19 protein-coding genes and 1 pseudogene are annotated in these 19,728 nt (G+C 67.5%); 13 read left to right on the forward strand and 7 right to left on the reverse strand.

The features are described 5' to 3' along the window. Together BST12_RS22065 and ilvD are read right to left on the reverse strand one after the other, a co-directional pair. The coding region (locus BST12_RS22065) for a PE family protein (protein ID WP_139801837.1) at nt 1–679 on the reverse strand (679 nt) is incomplete at its 3' end. A gap of 45 nt (nt 680–724) precedes the next feature. Beyond that, the gene (ilvD, locus tag BST12_RS22070; protein ID WP_083115396.1) at nt 725–2,467 is read right to left on the reverse strand and encodes a dihydroxy-acid dehydratase; all 1,743 of its coding nucleotides are present in this window, start codon (nt 2,465–2,467) and stop codon (nt 725–727) included. 101 nt (nt 2,468–2,568) lie between these two features. Here ilvD and ricR point away from each other — a divergent pair, with 101 nt between their 5' ends. From ricR to BST12_RS22090, 4 genes are all read left to right on the forward strand, one after another. Then, nucleotides 2,569–2,859 carry a copper-sensing transcriptional repressor RicR gene (ricR, locus tag BST12_RS22075; protein ID WP_083115427.1) on the forward strand — a complete coding sequence of 97 codons (291 nt, stop codon included), beginning with the start codon at nt 2,569–2,571 and terminating at the stop codon, nt 2,857–2,859. A 76-nt stretch (nt 2,860–2,935) separates the two neighbouring features. Further along, nucleotides 2,936–4,192, forward strand: coding sequence for an MFS transporter (locus BST12_RS22080; protein WP_083115397.1), 1,257 nt, complete (start codon nt 2,936–2,938; stop codon nt 4,190–4,192). Nucleotides 4,193–4,310: 118 nt separating this feature from the next. Beyond that, a complete protein-coding gene (locus BST12_RS22085) occupies nt 4,311–5,297 on the forward strand; it encodes a L,D-transpeptidase (RefSeq protein ID WP_083115398.1) in 987 nt (328 codons plus the stop codon). Nucleotides 5,298–5,375: 78 nt separating this feature from the next. Continuing rightward, nucleotides 5,376–5,858 (forward strand): MarR family winged helix-turn-helix transcriptional regulator, encoded by a 483-nt coding sequence (locus BST12_RS22090; protein WP_083115399.1) that lies wholly within the window; start codon nt 5,376–5,378, stop codon nt 5,856–5,858. 5 nt (nt 5,859–5,863) lie between these two features. Here the strand turns inward: BST12_RS22090 and BST12_RS22095 are convergent, their stop codons facing one another. Then, nucleotides 5,864–6,265 carry a nitroreductase family deazaflavin-dependent oxidoreductase gene (locus BST12_RS22095; RefSeq protein WP_083115400.1) on the reverse strand — a complete coding sequence of 134 codons (402 nt, stop codon included), beginning with the start codon at nt 6,263–6,265 and terminating at the stop codon, nt 5,864–5,866. Between the two features lie 88 nt (nt 6,266–6,353). On the opposite strand from BST12_RS22095, the gene BST12_RS22100 reads away from it, so the two are divergent. Continuing rightward, the gene (locus tag BST12_RS22100) at nt 6,354–6,941 is read left to right on the forward strand and encodes a TetR/AcrR family transcriptional regulator (protein ID WP_083115401.1); all 588 of its coding nucleotides are present in this window, start codon (nt 6,354–6,356) and stop codon (nt 6,939–6,941) included. Nucleotides 6,942–6,991: 50 nt separating this feature from the next. On the opposite strand, the gene BST12_RS22105 is transcribed toward BST12_RS22100, so the two are convergent. After that, the gene (locus BST12_RS22105; RefSeq protein WP_083115402.1) at nt 6,992–7,186 is read right to left on the reverse strand and encodes a hypothetical protein; all 195 of its coding nucleotides are present in this window, start codon (nt 7,184–7,186) and stop codon (nt 6,992–6,994) included. Nucleotides 7,187–7,363: 177 nt separating this feature from the next. On the opposite strand from BST12_RS22105, the pseudogene BST12_RS22110 reads away from it, so the two are divergent. From BST12_RS22110 to BST12_RS22130, 5 genes and pseudogenes are all read left to right on the forward strand, one after another. Continuing rightward, nucleotides 7,364–7,832, forward strand: a pseudogene (locus tag BST12_RS22110) (NAD(P)-dependent oxidoreductase). 16 nt (nt 7,833–7,848) lie between these two features. Further along, nucleotides 7,849–8,244, forward strand: coding sequence for a DoxX family protein (locus BST12_RS22115; protein ID WP_083115403.1), 396 nt, complete (start codon nt 7,849–7,851; stop codon nt 8,242–8,244). Nucleotides 8,245–8,287: 43 nt separating this feature from the next. Continuing rightward, the gene (locus BST12_RS22120; protein ID WP_083115404.1) at nt 8,288–8,884 is read left to right on the forward strand and encodes a TetR/AcrR family transcriptional regulator; all 597 of its coding nucleotides are present in this window, start codon (nt 8,288–8,290) and stop codon (nt 8,882–8,884) included. After that, nucleotides 8,871–11,099, forward strand: a complete 2,229-nt coding sequence (locus tag BST12_RS22125; protein WP_083115405.1) for a molybdopterin-dependent oxidoreductase — start codon at nt 8,871–8,873, stop codon at nt 11,097–11,099. Before BST12_RS22120 ends, BST12_RS22125 begins: the two co-directional genes overlap by 14 nt. A 332-nt stretch (nt 11,100–11,431) precedes the next feature. Beyond that, entirely contained in the window at nt 11,432–12,163 is a 732-nt protein-coding gene (locus BST12_RS22130) for an O-methyltransferase (RefSeq protein ID WP_083115406.1), read from the forward strand. On the opposite strand, the gene BST12_RS22135 is transcribed toward BST12_RS22130, so the two are convergent. Beyond that, nucleotides 12,160–14,145: a M13 family metallopeptidase gene (locus BST12_RS22135; protein WP_083115407.1), complete on the reverse strand. Its 1,986-nt coding sequence runs from the start codon at nt 14,143–14,145 to the stop codon at nt 12,160–12,162. The two genes, BST12_RS22130 and BST12_RS22135, sit on opposite strands and share 4 nt — an antisense overlap. 43 nt (nt 14,146–14,188) lie before the next feature. Between BST12_RS22135 and BST12_RS22140 the strand changes: the two genes are divergently transcribed. Next, a complete protein-coding gene (locus BST12_RS22140; RefSeq protein ID WP_083115408.1) occupies nt 14,189–14,830 on the forward strand; it encodes a hypothetical protein in 642 nt (213 codons plus the stop codon). Beyond that, a complete protein-coding gene (locus BST12_RS22145) occupies nt 14,827–15,516 on the forward strand; it encodes a hypothetical protein (RefSeq protein ID WP_083115409.1) in 690 nt (229 codons plus the stop codon). Before BST12_RS22140 ends, BST12_RS22145 begins: the two co-directional genes overlap by 4 nt. Before the next feature lie 59 nt (nt 15,517–15,575). Here the strand turns inward: BST12_RS22145 and BST12_RS22150 are convergent, their stop codons facing one another. Next, nucleotides 15,576–16,073 (reverse strand): transcriptional regulator, encoded by a 498-nt coding sequence (locus tag BST12_RS22150; RefSeq protein ID WP_083115410.1) that lies wholly within the window; start codon nt 16,071–16,073, stop codon nt 15,576–15,578. Beyond that, on the reverse strand, nt 16,070–18,985 hold the full coding sequence (locus BST12_RS22155; RefSeq protein ID WP_083115411.1) for an MMPL family transporter: 2,916 nt from the start codon (nt 18,983–18,985) through the stop codon (nt 16,070–16,072). The genes BST12_RS22150 and BST12_RS22155 overlap by 4 nt, the downstream gene beginning before the upstream one ends. 229 nt (nt 18,986–19,214) lie before the next feature. On the opposite strand from BST12_RS22155, the gene BST12_RS22160 reads away from it, so the two are divergent. Beyond that, nucleotides 19,215–19,727, forward strand: a complete 513-nt coding sequence (locus tag BST12_RS22160; RefSeq protein WP_083115412.1) for a hemophore — start codon at nt 19,215–19,217, stop codon at nt 19,725–19,727. The last annotated feature ends 1 nt before the right edge of the window (nt 19,728 follow it).

Consider the following 19,728-nt stretch of genomic DNA (forward strand, 5'->3'; position numbering starts at 1 on the left):
CGCCAAACCAGCTGGCGCCACCACCGGCCCCGCCGGTGCCGCCGGTGCCGCCGACGGCGCCCGCGGCACCCGTGACACCGGTGCCGCCGACGCCACCGGCCCCGCCCGTTCCCCACAAGAACCCGGCATTGCCGCCGGCTCCGCCGGTCGCGCCGGCCCCGCCTTGCCCGCCGATGCCGCCGTTGCCGATCAGGCCGGCCGACCCGCCGGCGCCGCCGACGGCTCCGGTGTTGGTGCTGACGCCGCCGTTACCGCCGTTGCCGTACAAGATCCCGCCTGCGCCGCCGGCCGTCCCGACACCGTTGACGGTGGTGCCGTTGGCGCCGTTGCCGATCAGCGGGCGGCCCAGCAGCGCCTGGGTGGGTGCGTTGATGACCGCCAGCAATCCGTCCACGGCGTTGGCGGCCTCAGCGGAGGCATACGAATTCGCCCCGGCCAGTAGGGTATTCGTGAATTGGTCATGGAATGCCGCGGCCTGGCCGGCCAACGTCTGGTAGTTCGTCGCGTGCTGGGAGAACAGCGCCGCGACGGCCGTGGAAATCTCGTCGGCCGCCGCGCTGGCGAGGTTCGTGGTGGCGCGGGCCGCCGCGGCGTTCCCGTTGGTCAGCAGCGCGCCGATGCCGCGCACATCCCCGGCCACCGCGGCCATGCTTTCGGGTGAGACCAATACATGAGTCACCCCGGGATGGTATCGCCGGAAATTGACGGCGTGGCTGGAAATCAGCTACCCGCAGACCGCCCCGATCGCGGCCGAGCCGACCAGCTTGACGTACTTGGCCAGCACACCGGTCTTATAGCGCGGCGGTGGCGGAGTGAAATCCTTTTTCCGGGACTCGAATTCGGCCGGATCGGTGAGTACGTCGAGGGTGCGGGTGCTGACATCGAGGCGGATCCGGTCGCCGTCGCGCAGGAACGCGATCGGGCCGGCGTCGACGGCCTCGGGCGCGATGTGTCCCACGCACAGACCGGTCGTTCCGCCGGAGAACCGGCCGTCGGTCAGCAGCAGCACGTCCTTGCCCAGCCCCGCGCCTTTGATCGCGCCGGTGATGGCCAGCATCTCGCGCATCCCGGGGCCGCCCTTGGGGCCCTCGTAGCGGATGACCACCGCGTCGCCGTTGGTGATGGTGCCGTCCTCGAGGGCGTCCAGCGCGGCGCGTTCGCCGTCGAAAACCCTTGCGGTGCCTTCGAACACCTCGGAATCGAAACCGGCCGTCTTGACCACCGCCCCTTCGGGCGCCAGCGAACCGCGCAGGATGGTGATGCCGCCGGTCGGATGGATGGGGTTGTCCAGCGCCCGCAGCACCTTGCCGTCGGGGTCCGGCGGGGCGATGGAGGCCAGGTTCTGCGCGACGGTCTGGCCGGTCACCGTCAGGCAATCTCCGTGCAGCAGGCCCGCGTCCAGCAGCGCCTTCATTACCACCGGCACACCGCCGATGTGGTCGACGTGCGACATCACGTGGCGGCCGAACGGTTTGACGTCGGCCAGGTGCGGGACCTTGGAGCCGATACGGCTGAAGTCGTCGAGGGTCAGCGTGACGTCGGCCTCGTGGGCGATGGCCAGCAGGTGCAGCACCGCGTTGGTCGAGCCGCCGAATGCCATCACCACCGCGATCGCGTTCTCGAAAGCCTCGCGGGTGAGGATGTCGCGGGCGGTGATGCCGCGCCGCAGCAACTCGACGACGGCCTGGCCGCTGCGGCGCGCGAAGCCGTCGCGGCGGCGGTCGGTGGCCGGGGGTGCGGCGCTGCCCGGCAGCGACATGCCGAGGGCTTCGGCGGCGCTGGCCATGGTGTTAGCGGTGTACATGCCGCCGCACGCGCCCTCGCCGGGGCAGATCGCCCGCTCGATGGCGTCGACGTCTTCGCGCGGCATCAGCCCGCGCGCACAGGCACCCACCGCTTCGAAGGCGTCGATGATGGTGACCTCGCGCTCGCTGCCGTCGGACAGCTTGGCGACTCCGGGCAGGATGGAGCCCGCGTAGAGGAAGACCGCCGCCAGGTCCAGGCGGGCCGCGGCCATCAGCATGCCGGGCAGCGATTTGTCGCAGCCGGCCAGCAGCACCGAACCGTCCAGCCGTTCGGCCTGCATCACGGTCTCCACGCTGTCGGCGATCACCTCGCGCGACACCAGCGAGAAGTGCATGCCCTCGTGGCCCATCGAGATGCCGTCGGACACCGAGATCGTGCCGAACTCCAGCGGATAGCCGCCCGCCGCGAACACCCCCTCCTTGACCGCTTTGGCCAGCCGGTCCAGCGAGAGGTTGCACGGGGTGATCTCGTTCCACGACGACGCGACGCCGATCTGCGGTTTGGCGAAGTCCTCGTCGCCCATGCCTACCGCGCGCAGCATCCCCCGGGCGGCGGCCTTCTCCAGGCCGTCGGTGACGTCGCGACTGCGGGGCTTTATGTCGGCTTCGGGCTCGGCTTCGGGCTCGCGTTCGGGCTCGCGTTCGGGCTCGCGTTCGGGCATAGCACCAGTATGCGGTGCGTCGGCATCGCAAAAAAATCCGCCTAGAATCCGCCGCTGACCGGCGCTAATACCCCGCTGGGGTATGGGGTAAGATGCCGGGTATGACGGCGCCACACGGATATACGCAGGAGAAGGACAACTACGCCAAGCGGCTGCGTCGCATCGAGGGTCAGGTCCGCGGTATCGCGCGGATGATCGACGAGGACAAGTACTGCATTGACGTGTTGACGCAGATCAGCGCGGTCAATAGCGCGCTGCGGTCGGTGGCGCTGAATCTGCTAGACGAGCACCTGAGCCACTGCGTCACGCGTGCGGTGGCCGAGGGCGGTGCCGAGGCCGACGGCAAGCTGGCCGAAGCGTCGGCGGCCATCGCCCGCCTGGTTCGTTCCTGATTGACTGGGGTACGCCCCTGGGCGTGTTGCGAAACCGCCGTTACCGCAATGCGTACGGTTGTGGGCACGCCCCGCTATGACTACCGAAGCCGCAATACCCGCCACCGCCGCACGCCCGTGGACGCCACGGATCGCTGCGCAGCTGGCTGTGCTGGCCGCGGCCGCCTTCATCTATGTCACCGCCGAGATCCTGCCGGTGGGCGCGCTTTCGGCGATGGCGCGCAACCTGCACGTCAGTGTGGTGCTGGTGGGGACGCTGTTGTCCTGGTATGCGCTGGTCGCGGCGTTGACGACGGTTCCGTTGGTGCGCTGGACGGCGCACTGGCCGCGCCGGCGGGCGCTGTTGGTCAGCCTGATTTGCCTGACCGTTTCGCAGCTCATCTCGGCGCTGGCGCCTAACTTCGCGGTGCTGGCCGCCGGACGGGTGCTGTGCGCGGTGACGCACGGGTTGCTGTGGTCGGTGATCGCGCCGCTGGCCACCCGGCTGGTGCCGCCCAGTCACGCCGGGCGTGCAATGACATCGACTTTCATCGGAACGAGCCTCGCGCTGGTGGTGGGCAGCCCGCTCACGGTCGCTTTGAGCCTGATGTGGGGCTGGCGGCTGGCCGCGGGATGCATCACCGTCGCGGCTGCCTTCGTGACCGTGGCGGCGTGGCTGGTGCTACCGGAGATGGAGCTGAACGCCGACGAGCTGCAGCATGTGGGCACGCGGGCGCATCACCACCGCAATCGGCGGCTGGTTCTGGTCAGCCTGATCACCATGGTCGGCGTCACCGGGCATTTCGTCTCCTACACCTACATCGTGGTGATTCTGCGCCACGTCGTCGGCGTGCGCGGACCGAGCCAGGCCTGGTTGCTGGCCGCTTACGGTGTCGCCGGTGTGATCGCGGTGGCCCTGGTGGCGCGACAGCTCGACCGGCGGCCCAACGGCGCGATCATCGTCTGCATGGCCGGCCTGACAGGCGCGCTGGCGCTGCTGGCCGCGCTGGCTTTCGGTGCGTCCGGCACCGCGGCAATCGCGCTGGTGCTGGGAACGGCCGGCATCGTGCTGTGGGGAGCCATGGCCAATGCGGTGTCGCCGATGCTGCAATCGGCGGCAATGCGGAGCGGGGCCGACGACCCCGACGGCGCCTCGGGCTTGTACGTGACGGCGTTTCAGGTCGGCATCATGGCCGGGTCGCTGGCCGGCGGGCTGTTGTATGAGCGCAGTGTGGCGATGATGCTGACCGCGTCGGCGGGCTTGATGGGTGTCGCGCTGCTGGGGATGGCGGCGGTCCAGCGGCTGATAGAGGTTCCGGGCAGGGCCGCCGCGACAATTTCACAGGAGCCATGAAAGCCGCTGGTCAGCGGCGTGCGAGTGGGCGCTGAGCGGGTCTGCGCGGGCCGCTGAACGGGTAGTGGGGCGCCTAACTATGCCAGACTGGTCACCAATGTGACTGGAGGGATGGCATATGTCGCGCTGGACAAAGGTCCGCACGAGGGGGCGCCTCTTCGCCGCTCTGAACGCCGCCGGGGTGCTTGCGGTGCTGGTGCTGGGCACCGGCCCGGCCCTGGCCGACCCTGAGGACGCACCCGCCGACCCGGGCGTCGTTGCACCCGCGGATCCACCCGCGCCGGACCCGTTGGCGCTGCCGCCGCTGCCCGATCCGCTCGCTCCGCCGCCGGCCGACCCGCTGGCGGCACCCGTGGGCCCGGTCGCCGGACAGGATCCGACGCCGTTTGTCGGCAACCCGCCGTTCCGTCCGCCGACGTTCAACCCGGTCAACGGCGCGATGGTGGGGGTGGCCAAGCCGATCATCATCAACTTCGCGGTGCCGATCGCCGACCAGGCGATGGCCGAGCGCGCCATTCACATCTCGTCGATTCCGCCGGTGCCGGGCAAGTTCTACTGGATGACCCCGAGCCAGGTGCGCTGGCGCCCGCTGCAGTTCTGGCCGGCCAACACCCAGGTGACCATCGATGCGGCCGGTACCGTCTCGACCTTTCACACCGGTGATGCACTGGTGGCCACCGCCGACGACGCGACGCACCAGATGACGATCACGCGCAATGGCGCGGTGGTACAGACCTTCCCGATGTCGATGGGGATGGCCTCGGGGGGACACCAGACCCCGAACGGCACCTACTACGTGCTGGAGAAGATGCCGACGGTGGTGATGGATTCCTCGACGTACGGGGTTCCGGTCAACTCGCCCAACGGCTACAAGGTGACGGTCTCGGATGCGGTCCGGATCGACAACAGTGGCAACTTTGTGCACAGCGCGCCGTGGTCGGTGGGCGATCAGGGCCGGCGCGATGTCAGCCACGGCTGCATCAACCTGGGCCCGGCCAACGCGAAGTGGTTCTTCGACAACTTCGGCAGTGGTGATCCCATCGTGGTGAAGAACTCCGTGGGCACCTACAACAAGAACGACGGCGCCCAGGACTGGCAAATCTAGCGCTTGCCACGCCATCGATTGTCACGATCGATGATATTCCTCGCTGGTGACGATCATCGATACTGCTATTGTTGGCGAATGGCTGAACCCCCGGTCGGCATCACCGCATTGGATGAACGCATCGCGTTTCTCCTCTCGCAGCTCGGGTCCTACAGCGACGGGGAGTTCAACCGCCGACTGGCGCCCAGTGGGGTGGAACCAAGGTCCTATGCGGTTCTGATGGCGTTGGCGGCCGATGACGGCCAATCACAGCGGCAGCTTTCGTCCCGGTTGGGCATCCACCGCAACGTGATGGTGACCGTCATCGATGAACTCGAGCGCAAGCGTCTGGTGAAACGACTGCGACACCCCGACGACCGGCGTGCGTTCGCGGTCACCCTGACCGACAAGGCCCGCCGCCTGCTGCCGGCCCTCGATGAGTCCGGTTGTGGGCTCGACGACGAGATGTGCGCGCCGCTGTCTTCGGCCGAGCGTGACACCTTGCGAAAGCTGTTGCGGCGCATGGCCGCCGGCGTTGAACTGATTCCCGGAGTGCACCCCCGCATATCTGAGCGCCGCTAACTGGATCAGCTTGTGGCGGCCAGTTCGCGGACCACATCGAGCCGCAGAAACTCCGGCGCCTTGAGCACCCGGCGGAGCGCGAACCGGATGACCGGCGGCATGTCGCGCGCGCTTTCGTCGTGGTAGAGCACCGGGTTGCCGAGTTGCAAGGCACGGCGCCTGGTTTGCAACTCGCAGCCGCCCGCGGCGAGTACGTTTCGTACCCAGTCCGCATCGTGCCCGTACGTCAGCGCGATCACATACCCGTCGGCGCGGCGGAAGGCCCACAGCGGGGTCCGAAACACGCGGCCCGATTTGCGTCCCCGGTGTATGACGACCGCCCATCCCGGCGCCCACGGCGCGATGAACTTGGTGAGCCGGTTGAGCCCGATCTTGTTGGCGCGGGCAACCCAGCGTGGCGCAGGCATTTCACGAAACTCCTCACTTGTAGAGTTTATGTGGCCAGGCTAATGCGGCGGGCCTGCGGAAGTCAACGGCTGTAGAGTTTGTCCCGTCATGCGACCCATTGGCCGGCGCCCCGGCAGACCCGACACCCGCAACGCGATCGTCACGACCGCTCGACGGCTATTTGCCGAGGCCGGTTATGACAAGACCTCGGTACGCGACATCGCGGCCGCCGCCGGCGTGGATCCCGGGCTGATTCGCCACTACTTCGGCAGCAAGGCGGAACTGTTCCGGGCAACCATGGGATGGCCCTTCGACCCGGCGCAGGTGAGTGCGCGCATCACCGGTGGTGATCGCGGCGAGATCGCCGCCCGCCTGACGCGGGTGTTTTTCGAGGCATGGGAACGCCCGGACTCGCGTGCACCGCTGCTGGCGATCCTGCGTGGCGCTGCCACACATGAGGAATCGGCGGCCCTGGTGCGCGAATTCTTGCATGGCCAGCTGTATCCTCAACTGGCCGAGCCGCTTTCGGGTCCGGATGCCGAGCTGCGAATCGACTTGGCCATGGCCCAGCTCCTGGGCGTCGCCTACCTGCGCTACATCTTGCAAGTGGAGCCGATAGCCTCAGCATCAAAGGACGAGCTTATGGAACGAGTCGCACCGATAATCAGCGTGCATCTGTCGGCGGGTGCGCGCTAAGCAGCCGGCCCGCAACGGATTTCAGTCCGTTCGGCTCGTCGCGCAGGTCGTCATCGCCTTGCTTCCTCGGGGTTCGGCGGCCGGGAGCCGGCCTCCCGCCGGATCAACTGCCAAACGCTGGGGGTGTTCTCGACGGTCGAGACAATGACGCTCTGGCCTACTGCGGAGGGAACGGCGGCCAGTGCCACCAGGTAGTCCGCCAGATCGCCGGTCTGGCCGCAGGCTCCAAAGACGACCAGTTCCATCAGGTCTCCCTCGCTCAAGCGTAGGCAATGATTATCACTCGTCGTGACAATAATGCGGAGCGCACAAAGCGAACGGTGCGACCAGCCCTTGACACATATCGTCACATTACATGATAGTCATGTTACATACCTAAACGATCGATGGTTGCGGGGAGTTCAATCCCAATTGGAGGCAACATGAAGATCACCGTGTTCGGCGCCACCGGCGGTGTCGGCAGACACGTTGTGGCGCAGGCGCTGCAGCGCGGCCACGCCGTAACAGCAGGGGTTCGCGATGTCGGCCGATTGCGCGTCAGCGGGGCCGCGCGGACCGTGCAGACCGCTCCGGGACTAGAAAGGCCCCACCTCCTATTGCCGGCGCTGCGCGGATGCGACGCGGTGTTGTCGGCGGTGGGGCCGCACGGCCGCAAAGACACCGCGGTGGCGGGCCCAGATGGAGGCCGACCTACGCCGCAGTCGCATTGCCTGGACCGTGGTGCGGCCACCCGGGCTTACCGACGCACCGCTCACCGGCGCCTATCGAACGGCCCCGGGCGCCGATGTTGTCCGCGGCTCGGCGATATCTCGCGCCGATGTCGCTCACGCGATGCTCACCGTCGTGGAGCAAGCCGAAACGGTCCGCCAAGCCATCGGTGTCGCCTACTAGCAGAACGGAACCTGTCATGACCACCGCAACTCTGACCGTCACCCTGATTGCCATTGCGGCCAACGGATTTTCCGGCGTGGCCGCTCTGCTTCACTTGCGGGCGATACTGCCTGGCATGGCCCGTGCCGGTGTCCCGGAATCATGGCTGACCTTTCCCATCGGCACGCTGAAGACGGCCGGAGCGATCGGGCTGGCGGCCGGTTTGGCCGGGCTACGGCCGGTCGGCGTCGCGGCGGCGATAGGGCTCGTGCTGTTCTTCGTGTGTGCCGTCTACACGCACGTGCTCGCCCACGACTACACGGCGCAATTTGCCCTCGCCATTGGCTTCTTGACGCTCAACACGACAACACTGGCGCTGCTGCTCACCCACTGGGTCGGCGACCATGCAGCAGCTTTCACGAACTTAGGGTGAGCATCCTCTTGCGTGCGCGCGGGTTATGTATAGCATCATACATATGCCGACCCCACGCGAACGAATGGTGATCTCGGCCGCGCTGCTGATCAGGGAGCGCGGCGCGCACGCCACGGCGATCTCAGACGTGCTGGAGCACAGTGGGGCGCCGCGCGGGTCGGCCTACCACTACTTCCCCGGCGGTCGTACCCAGCTGCTGACCGAGGCGGTCGACCTGGCCGGCGAACATGTCGCCGCCATCATCGAACAGGCCTCCGGAAGCCTTGAGCTGCTCGACATCCTGCACGAGAAGTACCGTAAACAATTGCAGGGCAGTGACTTTCGTGCTGGCTGTCCCATTGCGGCGGTATCCGTTGAGGCGGGGGAGCCGGCCGACCGGGAGCGGATGGCCCCGGTGGTCGAGCGTGCGGCCGCCGTATTCGACCGCTGGTGCGACCTGCTCGCCCAGCGTTTCGTCGCCGACGGCATCGCGCCCGACCAGGCCGGCGAATTGGCGGTACTGGCCACCTCGACGCTGGAAGGCGCCCTGATACTGGCCCGGGTCCGGCGCGACCTGAGGCCCCTTGATGCCATGCGCAACCAGCTGCGCAACCTGCTGCTGGCTCAACTGCCGGAAGGGACCCGCGATGACCACCACTGAATGGCAGCACACGGCCTGCATCCTGTGCGAATGCAACTGCGGCATCGTGGTGCAGGTGGAGGATCGCCGGCTGGCCCGCATCCGCGGCGACAAGGAACATCCCGGATCGCAGGGCTATACCTGCAATAAGGCCTTGCGGCTGGACCACTATCAGAACAACCGCGCCCGGTTGACCTCGCCGATGCGCCGCCGCCCGGACGGGACCTACGAGGAGATCGACTGGGACACCGCGATTGTCGAGATCGCCGAAGGATTCAAGCGCATCCGCGACGTCTACGGCGGCGACAAGATCTTCTACTACGGCGGCGGCGGGCAGGGCAACCATCTGGGCGGCGCCTACAGCGGCGCATTCCTGAAGGCCCTGGGCGCACGGTACCGGTCAAATGCATTGGCGCAGGAGAAAACCGGAGAAGCATGGGTGGACGCGCAGCTCTACGGCGGCCACACCCGTGGCGAGTTCGAGCACGCCGAAGTGTCGGTATTCGTCGGCAAGAATCCGTGGATGTCGCAGAGCTTCCCGCGGGCCAGGGTGGTGCTCAACGGGATAGCCAAGGATCCGGCGCGGTCGATGATCGTCATCGATCCCGTCGTCACCGACACCGCGAAGATGGCCGACTTCCACCTGCGCGCGCGGCCTGGCACCGACGCCTGGTGCCTGGCGGCCCTGGCCGCCGTGCTGGTCCAGGAAAACCTTTGTGACGAAGCATTTCTCGCTGAAAACGTGCGCGGCGCCGAGGCCGTGCGCGAGGTGCTGCGCGAAGTCCCGATCGCCGACTACGCGCAACGGTGCGGCGTGGACGAGGAGTTGTTGCGTGCGGCGGCGCGGCGCATCGGTGCGGCTGACAGCGTCTCGGTGTTCGAAGACCTCGGCGTTCAGCAAGGACCCAACAGCACGCTGTGCTCCTATCTCAACAAGATGCTGTGGATCCTCACCGGCAACTTCGCGAAAAAGGGTGGCCAGCACCTGCATTCGTCGTTAGCACCGCTGTTCAGTACGGTCTCGGGCCGCACTCCGGTCACCGGCGCGCCCATCATCGCGGGGTTGATCCCGGCCAATGCCGTCCCCGAGGAGATCCTGACCGACCATCCGGACCGATTCCGGGCGATGATCGTCGAAAGTGGCAACCCCGCGCACTCGCTGGCCGATTCGGCCGCTTGCCGCAAGGCTTTTCAGTCGCTGGAGTTGATGGTGGTCGTCGACGTCGCGATGACCGAGACGGCCCGGCTGGCCCACTACGTACTGCCGGCCGCCTCGCAGTTCGAGAAGCCGGAAGCCACCTTCTTCAATTTCGAGTTCCCGCACAACGGTTTTCAGTTACGTCGGCCGTTGCTCGAACCGCTGCCGGGAACCTTGCCCGAGCCGGAGATCTGGGCGCGGTTGGTGCGCGCGCTCGGTGTGGTCACCGATGCCGATCTGCGTCCGCTGCGCGAAGCGGCCGAGCAAGGCCGCGAGGCGTACACGGCGGCTTTCCTAGGCGAAATGGGGTCGAACCCCACGGTGGCCAAGCTGCTGCCCTACGTGCTCTACGAAACGCTGGGTCCGACGCTGCCGGACGGACTGGCCGGCGCGGCCGCGCTGTGGGGGCTGGCTCAGAAGACGGCGATGACCTACCCGGAGGCCGTCCGGCGGGCCGGCCACGCCGACGGCAACGCACTGTTCGACGCGATCCTCAACAGTCCGTCGGGGGTGACGTTCACCGTCCACAACTACGCGGACGACTTCGCGCTGATCAGCCACTCCGATCGCAAGATCGCACTGGAAATCCCCGACATGCTGGACGACATCCGGGCGCTGCGATCCGAGCCCCAGCAGCTGACCACTGCCGAAATGCCGATCGTGTTGTCAGTGGGTGAACGCCGCGCCTACACCGCCAATGACATCTTCCGGGACCCGTCCTGGCGCAAGCGCGACGCCGACGGGGCGCTGCGGGTCAGCGTCGAAGACGCCCAGACCCTCGGGCTCGTCGACGGCGGCCGGGCCCGCATCACCACCGCGGCCGGCAGCGCGGAGGCGACCGTCGAGATCAACGAGACGATGCTGGCCGGACATGCCGCCCTGCCCAACGGTTTTGGGCTCGACTACGTTGCCGAGGACGGTCGCACCGTAATTCCGGGCGTGGCGCCCAACGCGCTGACCTCTACCGAATGGCGCGACCCCTACGCCGGCACGCCATGGCACAAGCACGTGCCGGCCCATATCGAGGCTTGCGCCTAGCGCAAGCGATTATTCGGAAACTACTACTAGACACCGGCCCGCGAATTTCCTAGCGTCGCGTGATGTGCACGTTGGCCGTTTCCACAACCGCGAATTGCTGATTCTCCCATGCCGTCCACCTACCAGCCCCTGATAAATTCCTCAACCATGCCGGCGCCGAAGCCGGTTACAGCAGGCTTGTGGCCTCAAATACGAGCATGGCAGGAAGCCACATCGATGAGTGCGAAGACGAGGGACGAAGCGGCCGAGGTATTGGCGGACCCGCTGGCATATACCGACCGGCCGCGGCTAAACGCCGCGCTACAACATCTGCCGATTCGTTTTTCACCCAGATGACCGCAGACGATCGCTCTTCCTGGTCGCTGTTGATGGAACTGCGCAATATCCCGGCGACCGGCCAGATCGGCGACGGGCGCGAAGCGGCGGCCGTCGACTACGTACTCGAGCACGCTCGCGCCGGCGACGTCGACGATGCGCTGGCGGCTCTCGACAAGTTCGCTTACGAGAAGGCGCTTTTGATCAACGTCGGCGATCAGAAGGGGCCGCTGCTCGATGCCGCGGTGCGGCGCGCCGACCCGGCACTGGCGCTCGAATTGGGAACCTACTGTGGATACGGCGCGCTGCGGATCGCTCGAACCGCGCCCACGGCCAAGGTGTATTCCATCGAGTTCGCCGAAGCGAACGCCGCCAACGCCAGACGGATCTGGGCACACGCCGGCGTCGCCGACCGGGTGACGTGTGTGGTGGGCACCATCGGCGACGGCGGCCGCACCCTCGACACACTGGCCAACGAATACGGATTCGGTTGCGGCAAGCTCGATTTCGTGTTCATCGACCACGACAAAGAAGCCTATTTGGCCGACCTGCAGCACCTCTTGGACCGCGACTGGCTGCACCCGGGCTCGATCGTGGTTGCGGACAACGTCATGTGGCCCGGCTCGCCCCTTTACCGCGCATACATGAGCGGGCAACAAGGCATCCTATGGAACACCGTCGAGCATGAGGCGCGGGTGGAATACCAAGCGCTACCCGACCTGGTGCTGGAGTCGGAGTACCTGGGCTAGTTCCAGATTCGGACGCGGCGTTGCGGTTCGAGGAACAGCGCGTCGTCCTCGCTGACGTCGAACGCCTCGTAGAACGCGTCGACGTTGCGGATGACGCCGTTGCACCGGAATTCCGGCGGTGAGTGCGGGTCCACCGCCAATCGCCGGATCGCCTCAGCGTCACGGGATTTCGTCCGCCACACCTGGGCCCAGCCGAAGAACACGCGCTGCACCCCGGTCAGGCCGTCGATGACCGGAGCGGGCTCGCCGTTGCGCGACAGCTGGTAGGCCAGCAACGCGATGGACAGCCCACCCAGGTCGCCGATGTTCTCGCCGACGGTGAACGCGCCATTGACATGGTGGCCGCCGTCGAGGGCGCGCGGGGTGTATGTCTCGTACTGCTCGATCAGCGCTTTGGTGCGGGCGCCGAATTCGGTGCGGTCGTCGTCGGTCCACCAGTCGACCAGATTGCCGTCGCCGTCGTATTTGGCGCCCTGGTCGTCGAAGCCGTGCCCGATCTCGTGTCCGATCACCGCGCCGATGCCGCCGTAGTTGGCGGCGTCGTCGGCCTCAGCGTCGAAGAACGGCGGCTGCAGAATCGCTGCGGGAAAGACGATTTCGTTCATGCCTGGGTTGTAGTAGGCGTTGACGGTTTGCGGGGTCATGAACCATTCGTCGCGGTCGACGGGGCCACCCAGCTTGGCCAGCTCGCGGTCGTGATTGACCGCATAGCCGCGCTGGAAGTTGCCGTATAGGTCGTCGCGGTCGATCACCAGCTTCGAGTAGTCCCGCCAGCTGACCGGATAGCCCACCTTGGCGGTGAACTTCTCCAGCTTGGTCAGCGCGCGTTGCCGGGTCTGCGGGGTCATCCAGTCCAGCTCGTTGATGCTGATCCGGTAGGCCTCCTGCAGGTTTGCCACCAGGGCGTCGATGCGGGCTTTGGCGCCCGGCGGGAAATGCCTTTGCACATAAAGCTTTCCGACCGCGTCGCCCATCAGGCTTTCCACCAGCGCCACCGCCCGCTTCCAGCGGTCGCGGATCTGCTCGGCGCCGGTCAACTGCCGGCCGTAGAAGTCGAAGTCGGCGGCGACGAGGTCGTCGGTCAGCCAGGGTGCGCGGGCCCGGATCAACCGCCAGCGCGCCCAGCGCTTCCAGTCTTCGAGATCTTCGCCGGCCCACAACTCTGCGAAGGTGGTGAGGTAACCAGGTTGGCGCACAACCAATTCCGAGACCGCCTCGGGCGTGCTGCCCAGTGCGTTCACCCAGGCGGACCAGTCGAAGCCCGCTCCCTCGGTCTGCAGCTGCGCGAACGTCCGCAGGTTGTAGGTGAGCTCGGCGTCGCGGCGCTTGACCACATCCCAGTGTGCCGCAGCCAGTTTGGTCTCCAGCGCCACAATGCGGGCGGCCGTGTCGGCGTGTTCGGCGGGATCACCCCCCAGCACCAGGCCGAACATCCGGGCGATATGTCCGGGATAGGCGGCCAGCAGCTCGGCGTGCTGAGCTTCGCGGTAGTAGGACTCGTCGGGCAATCCGATGCCCGATTGCGAGAAGTACACAAGGTATCGGGTCGAGTCTTTGGAATCGGTATCGACGTAGAGTCCGATGCCACCGCCCACCCCGGTGCGTTGCAGGGCGCCGACGGTTGCGGCCAGCTCGGCCCGGTCGGCGGCGGCATCGATGGTGGCCAACTCGTCGAGCAGCGGCTGCACGCCGCGGCGCTCGACGGTTTCCTCGTCGAGGAAGCTGGCGTAGAGGTCGCCGATGCGCTGCTCGTCGGTGCCTTGCCGGGCGCCGGACTGGCTCGCTTCGGTGATCAGGTCGCGCACCTGCTCCTCGGCCCGGTCGAACAAAACCCGGAAGGCGCCGTCGGTGGCACGGTCGGCGGGGATTTCGTATTCGGTCAGCCAGCGGCCGTTCACGTGGCCGAACAAGTCGTCTTGGGGGCGGGCGTCGCGGTCGACATAGGTCAGCTCGATGCCCGAGCGGATGGCCTCTACAGTCACCCCGCCATCCTTCCATCTCGTTTCGGGTGCAACGATCGGGGCCATGCCTGACCTGGACGAAACCGAGCCGGACACCGACGCGGCCGACGACGAAGCGGACTCAGACGACGACTTAGACGAGAGCGCGGCGGGCGGCATGTTCTCCAGTTACGGCATCGCCTCGACCGTGCTGGGCCTGGTGTCGGTCGCCGCGATCGTGCTGGCGGTGTTCATCTGGAACGCGCACCGCGACGCCACCGGCGAACGCGCCTACCTGACCCGCGTCATCGCGGCCGCCGCCGCCTGGACGGATGTGCTGATCAACATGAACGCCGGCAACGTCGACACCAGCCTGCAGCGCCTGCACGACGGGACGGTCGGCCAACTCAACACCGACTTCGACGCCGCGGTACAGCCTTACCGGCAGGTGGTGGAGAAATTGCAGACGCACAGCACCGGCCGCATCGACGCGGTGGCCGTCGAAACAGTGCACCACGACCTGGACACCCAGCCCGGCGCTTCGCGGCCCGTCGTCACGACGAAACTGCCCGCGTTCGCGACCCGGACCGACTCGGTGATGGTGGTGGCCACATCGGTCGCCGAGAACGCCGGCGCCAAACCCCAGACCGTGCATTGGAGCCTGCGACTCGACGTGTCCAACGTGGACGGCAAGCTGATGATCTCCCAGCTGGAGACCATCCGATGAGGAACGCGTGGCGGCTTGCGGCCTTCGACATCGCGGCCCCGCTGGCCGCGATCGCCGCGCTGGTGGCGATCGGACTCGTCCTCGAGTGGCCGTGGTGGTGGGTTTCGGCGTGCTCGGTGCTGGTGCTGCTGATCGTCGAGGGCATGGCCATCAACTTCTGGCTGTTCCGCCGCGATGCGGTGACCATCGGCACCGACGACGACGCGCCCGCGCTGCGGCTGGCCGTGGTGTTCCTGTGCACGGCGGCGCTGGCGGCGGCGGTGCTCACCGGCTACAACCACTGGACGACGCCGGACGAGGACTTCAAGCGTGACTCCCGCACCGTCGTGCAGGTCGCTTCGGGGATGGCCGAGGCGGTGGCGTCGTTCTCGCCGACCGCACCCAACGCCTCCGTCGACAAGGCCGCGGCGATGATGGTGCCCGAACGTGCCGATGCGTTCAAGGAGCAATACACCAAGTCCAGCGCCGACCTGGCCCAGCGCAAGGTAACCGCGCAGGCCGCGACGCTGTCGGCCGGGGTAGAGGCGCTGGGTCCGTCGGCGGCCAGTGTGGCGGTCATCCTGCGGGTAACCCAGAACGTGCCCGGCCAGCCGAGCAGTCAGGCGGCGCCGGCGGTTCGGGTGGCGCTGACCAAGCGCGGCAACGACTGGCTGGTGCTGGACGTGGCGCCGATCAGCGCGCGCTAGCGACGATGCGGGCCGCCGGCCCGCTGAGGAGCTGCGCCATCAGGTCCCGCTAGCGGCGTCTAATTTGCGGCGCGGGTGTTCCTCACCCGAACGAACCGGTCCGACAACCGGCGCATCCGGATCATCAACGAGGCCGACGGGCTCACGCTGCCGTCGAGGTAGGCGGCCAAGTCCTCGGCGGCCACCCCGATGCGGGACGCGAATTCCTGCTGCCCCAGCCCGGACCGATCCATCAGCAGCTTGACGTGGCGGGCCACCTCGGCGCGTTCGTTGGCCTCCAGGTGGGTACGGGCGCGGTCCAGCACTTCCCACAGTGCCTTGGAGATGCCGTATCGCGCGCCCTCGAGAACCTCTTCCACCTGGCGAGCGGTGCGCCCGTAGGGATCGCGCTTGAGCGCCGCGGCGATGCGCTTCCAGGTGGCGATGTCGCCGCCGTCCAGAGCCGAGCGGATGGCCGCGGTGGGCCAGAACTCCACCGGCTGGTCCAGAGCGGGCCCGCCCGGCGGGTCGGGGCGTTGCTGCCGCGGTGCGGCGCGTCGGTCTGCTGCCAACGTCACCTCGCCTCCTCCAGCATTGCCACGGCCACCGACAGGCAGCGTTGCCTGACGTCCTCCCAGTTTGCCTTGGCGTCGGCCTCGGCCCCTTCCTCGTCGAGGTCAGCGGGGTTCGGATCGGCCAGCCGACGCACCAATTGGGTGGCCATCCATTGCCGTCTGGGCGGTTGACAACAGTAATACCTATCCATTCCGGCCAGCACCACCGCCGCGGTCTCGGGTTCCATCACGTCGACCATGTCAGCAAATTCGGCAAAGTCGCGGCGACTGTTACGGCACATGATCAAGTAGCCCTTGAGCCGCAGCGTTTCGGCTCCGGTGGGGATTTGCAGCCGGTCGCCGGTGGGCAATTGGACATTGGTGGTCTCCACCGGACTGCGCCGCTGGTACGTGCCGCGGGCCGTTCCGTTGGTTTCCAGGGCATCGAGTGCCACCGAGAGCCGCCCGCGCCACACGGTGACCGGGTGCACCGGGCGGTCGGCCCACGACATCGCCCGGGCCAGGCCAGTGCGGTAGGCGAGACCGATCTTGGTTGCCGGCGCGGCGAGCGCCGCGGTTTCGGCGGCGACGGGTTCGGGCTCCTTGTCGGCGCGGCCGCAACCGGTGAAGGCAAGCGGGTCGGTCACGCAAATGGCATCGGGCGCAAGGTGTTTGAGCTTGGCCGCCGACTTGATCACCATGCGCAGGTCGGCGCTGGGCGCGATCGCGGCGGTGATGTCCTCGGGAATGACGACCACGCCGCCCAGGTCGACCTCGGGCAGCGGCCGGTCGAAGTCCACCGACGGCAGCACGCGGCCCAACCAGCCCGGCAGCCACCAGTTCCACTTGGCGAACATCGCCATCAGGGCGGGCACCAGGACCAGCCGCACGATGGTGGCGTCGACGGCGATCGCCACCGCGCAGGCCACGCCGATCTCGGCGACCAGCGGCATTCCGGCGAACGCGAAGCCGCAGAACACCGCGATCATGATCAGCGCGGCGCTGGTGATGGTGCGCGCGCTGGTGCTCACGCCGTAGGCAACGGCGTCGCGGGTGTGGCCGGTCTGCAGGAACCGTTCGCGGATGCGGGTCAGCAGGAAGATCTCGTAGTCCATCGACAACCCGAACGTCATCGCCAGCACCAGCGGCGGCACGGTGCTGTCGATCGAAGTCAGGTGCGGGAAGCCCAGCCGCTCGCCCCAGCCCCACTGGAAGATCATCACCAGACTGCCGTAGGCGGCCGCCACCGACAGCAGCGTCATCAGTACGCCCTTGAACGCCAACAACACCGAGTGCACCGAGATCAGCAGCATCAGAAACGCGATCGCGGCCACGAACACCAGCACCAGCGGCTCGGTCGCCGACACCCGGTCGTCGAAGTCCTTGATCAGCGCGGTCGAGCCGCCGACGGACACCTGCGCCGAACCGATATCGGGGACTTTGGGCAGCTGGTTGCGCATCCAATCCACCGTGTGGCGCGCGCCCATATCTTCGGGATCGACCGTCAGCACCGCGCTGATCAGGGCGCTGCGGTTGTCGTCGGCGAATTCCGGCGGTGCCACCGAGGCGATGTCGGGTGCCTGCGTCATCTGCTGACGGATCGCGGCGATGGTTTGGGCCTGTTCGGAAGCGTTTCGCTCTGGGAACGTGACCAGCACCTGAACCGGCCCCAGGGAACCGGGCCCGAGCGCCTGGGATGCGGCCGCCACTCCGGCGCGGATCTCGTGCGACGAGTCGAACTGGCGCAGCAAGCTGTTGCCCAGCACCATCGACGTCGCCGGAGCCGCCATCAGGATCAATACGGCCGACGCCACCAGCGCCGACATCCATGGCCGGCGCATCACCCAGCCGACCCAGCGCGTCCAGAACCGGGACACGGTGCTTTCCGGGCGCCGCGACCAATGCAGCAGCGCCGACCGTTTGGCGGCCGAGCGGCCGAACGTCGCCAGCACCGCCGGCGTCAGCGTGGCCGACGTCAGCATCGCAACCGCGACCGCCAGGATCGCGCCGGTGGCCATCGACTTCAGCGCCGGGGTGTTGATCAGATAGATGCCGGTCAGCGACGCGATGACGGTCATCCCGGACAGCACCACCGCCAGGCCCGAGGTGGCCATCGCGGCGTCTACCGCCTCAGCAGGCTGCCGCCCGGAGCGCAGCTCCTCACGGAAGCGCATCAGGATGAACAGTGAGTAGTCCACCGCGAGCGCGATGCCGAACATCGACACCGTCGACGTCACGAACACCGACATGGTGGTGTGCGTGGACAGCAGGAAGACCAGGCCCATGGTCACCACGACGGTGCAGATCCCCAGCGTCATCGGGATAGCCGCGGCGGCCAGCGAACCGAACACCGCGAGCAGCACGACCAGGATGATCGGCAGATTCCAGCGTTCGGCGGCGGCGATGTCGTGTTTGGTGTTGGCCGCCGCCGCTGCGGTCAACGCGCCCTGCCCGATGACGTAGAGCCGGACGTGGCCGTTGGCGGTCTGCCCGGACCGATCGCCCTTGACGCCGACCTTCTCCCGCAGCTTCTTGGCGACGTCGCTGGTGCCGGTGTTGTGGGCGTCCAGCCGCAGCGACACCACATACGGCCGGTCCGGCCGCGGCGGGCGCTGGGTGGGGTTGGGTGCCTCGGTGACGCCGGGGAACTCGCCGGCGATCTGGCGCAATTGGGCCACCGCGTCGTTCATGTCCTGGTAGCTGGCGTCGGCGCGCGGGGCCGCCACCAGCGCCAGCGACGACGCCCCGAGCTGTGGGTATTGGGCGAGGAGTTGGTCGTGCACGAATATCGACTGCGAGCCGGCCACCTCGAAGCCGCCACCGGTGAGATTCCCCGACTGCGTCATCGCCAGATAGATGGCCGGCACCAGGGTGAGCAGCCAGCCGGCGAACACGAACCAGCGGAATCTGCGCAGGTTGCGGCTCAGGCGCATCATGAACTGCTGGATGTCGAACTCCCCGTATTTCTCGCGATTTCTCGCGCACTGCGTGCAGCGAGCCTACCGCAGCGAGCTGTGGATGATGTCGGCTTCAAGGTTGCTGAGCTGCAACGATTCAGCGCCCGACGGGCGCTGTGGCAGGATCATCCTTGGTCTTGTGGTGGCGCTGCGCCATCGATCCGGGGGGATCTGGAACCAACCAGATGGGTTTCGAAGGGATTAATGCATGAAGCCGACCGTTACCATCGTGCGCCGCGGACTGTTGGCGGCACTGATCGCCGGGGCGCTGCCGGGCGTCTGGCTGGCGCTGCCGTCGGGCACTCCGTCGGCCCAAAGTGCCACAGATCCCTGTGCGGCAAGTGAAGTCGCCAGGACCGTGGGGTCGGTAGCCAAGCAGACCGGCGACTACCTGGACGCCCATCCCGAGACCAACCAGGCGATGACCGCCGTCCTGCAGCAGCCCGGCGGCCCGCAATCGCTCGGGTCGCTGAAGAGCTACTTCGACACCCACCCCAAAGTTGCCAGCGATCTGCAAGGACTTTCGCAGCCGCTGACGACGCTGTCGGGCCGGTGCAAGCTGCCGATCGCCCTTCCGCAGGCGCTCGGGCTGGCGCAGGCGGCCCAGGGTGCGGGGGGTCTGCCGGGTGTGCCGGGGGCCATCGGCGGCGGCACTGCGGTGAGTCCGCCGGCCGCGACGGCGCCGGTTCCCGGCCCGGCGCCGGCAAAGCGCGCCGGCTGAG

This window comes from Mycobacterium angelicum (assembly GCF_002086155.1).
Classification (GTDB): domain Bacteria; phylum Actinomycetota; class Actinomycetes; order Mycobacteriales; family Mycobacteriaceae; genus Mycobacterium; species Mycobacterium angelicum.

Coding starts and splice junctions, on each gene's coding strand:
- ilvD (WP_083115396.1), bottom strand. CDS start 2,467: ATGCCCGAACGCGAGCCCGAACGCGAGCCCGAACGCGAGCCCGAAGCC.
- ricR (WP_083115427.1), top strand. CDS start 2,569: ATGACGGCGCCACACGGATATACGCAGGAGAAGGACAACTACGCCAAG.
- BST12_RS22080 (WP_083115397.1), top strand. CDS start 2,936: ATGACTACCGAAGCCGCAATACCCGCCACCGCCGCACGCCCGTGGACG.
- BST12_RS22085 (WP_083115398.1), top strand. CDS start 4,311: ATGTCGCGCTGGACAAAGGTCCGCACGAGGGGGCGCCTCTTCGCCGCT.
- BST12_RS22090 (WP_083115399.1), top strand. CDS start 5,376: ATGGCTGAACCCCCGGTCGGCATCACCGCATTGGATGAACGCATCGCG.
- BST12_RS22095 (WP_083115400.1), bottom strand. CDS start 6,265: ATGCCTGCGCCACGCTGGGTTGCCCGCGCCAACAAGATCGGGCTCAAC.
- BST12_RS22100 (WP_083115401.1), top strand. CDS start 6,354: ATGCGACCCATTGGCCGGCGCCCCGGCAGACCCGACACCCGCAACGCG.
- BST12_RS22105 (WP_083115402.1), bottom strand. CDS start 7,186: ATGGAACTGGTCGTCTTTGGAGCCTGCGGCCAGACCGGCGATCTGGCG.
- BST12_RS22115 (WP_083115403.1), top strand. CDS start 7,849: ATGACCACCGCAACTCTGACCGTCACCCTGATTGCCATTGCGGCCAAC.
- BST12_RS22120 (WP_083115404.1), top strand. CDS start 8,288: ATGCCGACCCCACGCGAACGAATGGTGATCTCGGCCGCGCTGCTGATC.
- BST12_RS22125 (WP_083115405.1), top strand. CDS start 8,871: ATGACCACCACTGAATGGCAGCACACGGCCTGCATCCTGTGCGAATGC.
- BST12_RS22130 (WP_083115406.1), top strand. CDS start 11,432: ATGACCGCAGACGATCGCTCTTCCTGGTCGCTGTTGATGGAACTGCGC.
- BST12_RS22140 (WP_083115408.1), top strand. CDS start 14,189: ATGCCTGACCTGGACGAAACCGAGCCGGACACCGACGCGGCCGACGAC.
- BST12_RS22145 (WP_083115409.1), top strand. CDS start 14,827: ATGAGGAACGCGTGGCGGCTTGCGGCCTTCGACATCGCGGCCCCGCTG.
- BST12_RS22155 (WP_083115411.1), bottom strand. CDS start 18,985: ATGATGCGCCTGAGCCGCAACCTGCGCAGATTCCGCTGGTTCGTGTTC.
- BST12_RS22160 (WP_083115412.1), top strand. CDS start 19,215: ATGAAGCCGACCGTTACCATCGTGCGCCGCGGACTGTTGGCGGCACTG.